This window comes from Acinetobacter sp. 22323 (assembly GCF_052044895.1).
In the GTDB taxonomy this organism is placed as follows: Bacteria; Pseudomonadota; Gammaproteobacteria; order Pseudomonadales; family Moraxellaceae; genus Acinetobacter; species Acinetobacter schindleri.
Genome location: NZ_JBQEOL010000038.1, coordinates 1 through 4,941, shown reverse-complemented (window position 1 = coordinate 4,941; position 4,941 = coordinate 1). Strand labels below are relative to the sequence as shown.

Below are 4,941 nucleotides of genomic sequence, written 5' to 3'. Positions count from 1 at the left end.
GGTAATCCTCCCATAAATAACCGAAGTTAAAAGTAGAGGTTAAGCAGCCATTAGAGGTGGCCTTCCTTTGTTTGCTTGGTGTGGTCTTTCATGGTTGTAATGCCACAACCAGTTTGTTGCATAATCTTGTACTTCATCCAAAGTATCAAATAAATGCTTGCTCAGCCAACTATAACGTATGGTCCGATTATAGCGTTCAATATACGCATTCTGCTGTGGCTTACCCGGTTGAATATATTCAATACGAATACCGTGCTCAGTCGCCCAGCGCACAAATTCGTGACTGATAAATTCGGGACCATTATCGCATCGGATCACTAACGGTTTTTCTCTCCACTCCAGCAATTGATTCAACGTACGAATAACCCTGATTGTGGGCACTGAGAACCCTGCTTCAATGGCTAGGCCTTCGCGGCGGTAATCATCAATCACATTCAATAATCGAAACTTGCGACCATCGGAAAGCTGATCATGCATAAAATCTAATGACCAAACCTGATTTTCTCGGATTGGTTCCTTCAATGGTTCAGGCGCATGCCGTTTTAGTCTTCTTCTCGGTTTAATACGCAGATTCAGTGCCAACTCACAGTAAATGCGGTAAACCCGCTTGTGATTCCAGCAGCAACTCTCAACATGCCGTAAATACGAGAAGCACAAACCAAAGCCCCAATCGGAATTTTCCTCAGTGAGTTCAATGAGCTGTTCAGCAATGAGTGCATTGTCATCGCTGAGTTTGGCTTGATAGCGGTAGCAGGTTTCACTAATGCCAAATGCTTTACAAGCCAAACGAATACTAATGGCATGCTGGGCAACTGCCTGTTGTGCCATCTTACGCCGGCAAGATGGCTTTACCACTTTTTTGCCATCGCTTCCTGGATGATTTCGGCCTTTAATCGCTCTTCCGCATACATCTTTTTAAGTCTGGTATTTTCGGCTTCTAGCTCTTTCAGTCGAGCCATTAATGATGTATCCATACCACCATATTTGGCACGCCATTTATAAAAGGTAGCATTACTCATGCCGTGTTCACGGCAAAGGGTCGCTACAGGTGTGCCAGATTCTGCCTGTTTCAAGATGGACATGATCTGACTGTCAGTAAATTTAGATGTTTTCATGCAGAATCTCCTGCTCGTATCTTAAGAGAAAATTCTACTTTTAGATCCTATTATTTTTAGGGGGGATTACCTTGGGAATTCGTCTAACGTGTATTATGTTATTTTTAGGAAGTCTTTAGAGTTGGCCTTCAAGTAACTGACCTATTTCTAACCTGGTATAGCCACGTTCTTTAAAGATCAAAATAATTGCTTTTTTATAATCTTCAGAAGTAGAAGTCTTATATTTAGTTATCAGTTGATTCTCGGAATTCAGCTCAAGATCATTTTTGATGGTCAATACTTCGCTAGAGATCTTATTAAAGATATTTAGGTTAAACATACAGGCACTCGTTATCCGTATTATAGCGGCCCGACTATAACGAATACCTGTCTTAGCTACGCTAGACACCCTTAGCCGCAAGGATTACAAATTAAGAAAAATTCTGCAAGTTTCTGCCTATTGAAAGAATAAATAATATCCCCCAAATGCTATCTATTTAACATAATGGATATTATACGAAGTACACTTGTATATTAATCTAAATATCAACCACTTAATAAAAATAGAAAAATCCAAAAATGACCAAAAAGCCGATTTTGAAACAAGTCGGCTTTTTTATGAGCGGTTTTGATACTTCTTGCCAATAAATTTGACTAAAAAATAGTCAGTTTTGAGGTTTTTCAAATTTTATCAATGCCTCAATGTCCAAAATTATCCACATTTTTTGTGGATAAAATTTAGGCTATTTTGTAAGCCCTGGCTCATACCAATCTCGGCCCTTTGCTGCTATCCGCAATACTGGAAATTTCCTATCATGAAGACATAGAGAGCAGGATGCTCCAGATAAAAAGAATAAGATGAACAACAAGGAACGTGAGATCAGACAGGAGTCAGATCTAAGCGCCAAATATGGAAAAGCCCGACAGGATGTCGGGCTTTTTTATTGCCTATCCTTTCTCATTTGCAAAACAAACATAATGCCCCTAAAATATAGACTATAATCTATATTTTGGTTGTGGTATGTGGACAGTCATTACGACAGATCTATTTAATCAGTGGCTTGAACAGCAAGATGAACCTACATAAGAGAAGGTCCTAGCTGCCCTGGTTGTTCTACAGCAGCAGGGACCGAGTTTAGGCCGTCCTTTAGTAGATACTGTGTATGAGTCTAAATTTACCAATATGAAAGAACTGCGTGTTCAACATCGCGGTAGACCCTTAAGAGCTTTCTTCGCATTTGATCCCTTACGACAGGCTATTGTTCTATGTATTGCTGATAAAGGCGGTAAAAAGCGTTTTTATAAAGACATGCTGGATATTGCAGATGAACAATACCAACTTCATCTCACTACCCTAGGAGATAAATCTAATGGCTAAGACTCTGCAAGAATTGTTAGCTAGCCGCTCTCCAGAGAGCCAAGCCCGTATTCAAAAAATGGCTGATGAATTACTGCTAGAAAATCAGCTTCATCTTATTCGTGAAGAACTCGAAATTTCTCAAAAAGAGCTTGCTGAAACTTTGGGAATAAAACAGCCATCGCTTTCAGCAATAGAAAATCGTGGCAATGATCTTAAGATTTCAACCATGAAAAAGTATGTTGAGGCAATGGGTGGGAAGCTCCGTATTGATGTAGAGCTTCCAACAGGAAAACATATAGGATTCAACGTTTAACAATAAAAATGGGAGCTATAGGCTCCCATTTTTAGATTCGTATAACGTTGAACCCAACGGTAAATAGTCGTGTGATCAACATTCACACCCCGTTCGGCCAGCATTTCCTGCAGTTCACGATAGCTAATGCCATATTTACAATACCAGCGCACAGCCCAAAGAATGATTTCGCCCTGAAAATGCCGACCATGGAAAGGATTCATATGCTGCACCTTTAGCTAAAACAGTCTTCAGCTTACCATTCGTGGTTATTTGCAACAGTGCCGATTTTTTGAAAAAAGCATAGGTCTAGATAATCAAGCTAGATTTTTTAAAACTCCACATTGGTCAATTGTACATAAACCATCACAAGTACCTCTTAAATCAGATAGTTGTTCAATAAGCTTTTGTTGCTTGATTATATTTTCTCTGATAGCACTGACATGTAAGTCAATTAATTCATTCACATCTGAACAATTTTTCTCAGGTTTGTCTTTATAGGTAAGTAATTGACGAATTTCATTCAAACTCATATTTAAAGTTCGGCAATTCAAAATAAATTTAATTCGCTCAACATAGCCTACATCGTAAAGGCGGTAATTTCCTTCCGTTCTTTCCGGTTCCGGAATTAAACCTTCCTTTTCATAAAACCTAATTGTTAATACTGAACATGAGGTTTTTTTAGAGAGTTCACCAATTTTTAAATGCATTGAGTTAGTATTTCCAAAGATTCTTGACTCTATAGTAACTATAGGGATTCTAATATTCAAAGTTTATAATTTTTTTAATGGGTATAATTATGAGTGGTTGTGGATGTAGTAAAGAAACACCATGCGAAGATAAGAAATCTCAACAAGAAAATCATCCATCAATTGCAGAAGCAAACAATTCAAAGAATTGTGATAATACGCTTAGCTGTTGTGGTGAAGAGGAAGAAAAAAAATCTTCATCTCCTTGCTGTAACACTTCAAACAGTTGTGAAGATACCGCACAATCCTGTTGTGGTTCTGATCCCAAAGAAAATTTAAGCACTGAAGACGTTTTAAAAGATTCGCACTACATGAGTGAATACTTAGTTCCCAAAATGGATTGTTCTGCGGAAGAACAGATGGTTCGTATGGCGCTATCTTCAATTGATGGTGTTCAAAAACTCATCTTTGATTTACCTAACCGTTCTTTAAAGGTTCTACATAATCAAAAAGATGAAAATATAACCACCAAACTTGAAGCTTTGGGTTTTGGTGCAAAGCTTGTGAAAACTGAAACTTATATAAGCAATCAGCAGGCTAAGCAAACAAGTACCTACACCATTCCTAAAATGGATTGCTCTGCTGAAGAGCAAATGGTCCGTATGGCTCTTGCAGATATTGAAGCAGTTAAAGGTCTTACTTTTGATCTTCCCAATCGAAAACTGAAAGTCTTCCATAATGAAGGGATTCAGCAAATTACGGCTAAACTCGAAGGACTGGGTTTTGGGGCGAAACTTGATGAAATACAGCTTTCTTCAGGCGATATACCTAATGAAACTGATCCTGTGAGACAAGCTAAAGTACTTAAACTGTTATTAGGTATTAATGCTCTACTTTTCTTTATAGAATTCATCAGCGGTATTATTGCTGCGTCTACAGGATTGATTGCTGATTCTCTAGATATGTTTGCCGATGCAGCCGTTTATGGTATTGCGCTATATGCCGTCGGAAAAGCTGCGAAATATCAAATAAAAGCAGCCCATTTCGCAGGTTGGATTCAGTTATTACTTGCTGTTATCGTGATTGTTGATGTCATTAGACGATTCATGTTTGGAAGCGAGCCAGAATCAACGCTCATGATTGTTATTGGCCTGCTCGCACTTATAGCTAACGTGACATGCTTATATCTTATTTCTGGTCATCGAGAAGATGGCGCACATATGAAAGCCAGTTGGATTTTCTCGGCGAATGACGTTGTCGTAAATATGGGCGTTATATTTGCCGGTGTACTCGTGGCGTGGACGGGATCAGCTTATCCAGACTTAATCATTGGCATACTGGTTTCTTTATTCGTACTTAATGGTGCCCGAAAAATTTTGGCTTTGAAGTAAGGGCACTGTTGCAAATAACCACGAATGGTAAGCTGAAGACTGTTTTAGCTAAAGGTGCAGCATATGAATCCTTTCCATGGTCGGCATTTTCAGGGCGAAATCATTCTTTGGGCTG

General features: G+C 38.9%; 5 protein-coding genes and 2 pseudogenes. 3 read left to right on the top strand and 4 right to left on the bottom strand.

What is annotated here, in order from left to right:
• Nucleotides 1-39: 39 nt before the first annotated feature.
• Nucleotides 40-1,115 (bottom strand): IS3 family transposase gene (locus ACTJIX_RS14670; RefSeq protein WP_155757565.1). Its coding sequence is split into 2 segments (ribosomal slippage): nt 40-863 and nt 863-1,115, totalling 1,077 coding nucleotides; the frame shifts between segments, so codons are not numbered across the junction.
• 115 nt (nt 1,116-1,230) lie between these two features.
• On the bottom strand, nt 1,231-1,434 hold the full coding sequence (locus ACTJIX_RS14665) for a hypothetical protein (protein WP_004896916.1): 204 nt from the start codon (nt 1,432-1,434) through the stop codon (nt 1,231-1,233).
• A 681-nt stretch (nt 1,435-2,115) separates the two neighbouring features.
• On the opposite strand from ACTJIX_RS14665, the pseudogene ACTJIX_RS14660 reads away from it, so the two are divergent.
• Together ACTJIX_RS14660 and ACTJIX_RS14655 are read left to right on the top strand one after the other, a co-directional pair.
• Nucleotides 2,116-2,472 (top strand): annotated as a pseudogene (locus ACTJIX_RS14660) (type II toxin-antitoxin system RelE/ParE family toxin).
• The gene (locus ACTJIX_RS14655) at nt 2,465-2,767 is read left to right on the top strand and encodes a helix-turn-helix domain-containing protein (RefSeq protein ID WP_001140620.1); all 303 of its coding nucleotides are present in this window, start codon (nt 2,465-2,467) and stop codon (nt 2,765-2,767) included. Before ACTJIX_RS14660 ends, ACTJIX_RS14655 begins: the two are co-directional and overlap by 8 nt.
• 41 nt (nt 2,768-2,808) lie before the next feature.
• Here ACTJIX_RS14655 and ACTJIX_RS14650 read toward each other — a convergent pair.
• Together ACTJIX_RS14650 and cadR are read right to left on the bottom strand one after the other, a co-directional pair.
• Nucleotides 2,809-2,970, bottom strand: a pseudogene (locus tag ACTJIX_RS14650) (IS6 family transposase); the annotation flags it as partial.
• A gap of 93 nt (nt 2,971-3,063) precedes the next feature.
• Entirely contained in the window at nt 3,064-3,456 is a 393-nt protein-coding gene (cadR, locus tag ACTJIX_RS14645; RefSeq protein ID WP_000550240.1) for a Cd(II)/Pb(II)-responsive transcriptional regulator, read from the bottom strand.
• Between the two features lie 89 nt (nt 3,457-3,545).
• On the opposite strand from cadR, the gene ACTJIX_RS14640 reads away from it, so the two are divergent.
• Nucleotides 3,546-4,826 (top strand): cation transporter, encoded by a 1,281-nt coding sequence (locus tag ACTJIX_RS14640; RefSeq protein ID WP_440611560.1) that lies wholly within the window; start codon nt 3,546-3,548, stop codon nt 4,824-4,826.
• The last annotated feature ends 115 nt before the right edge of the window (nt 4,827-4,941 follow it).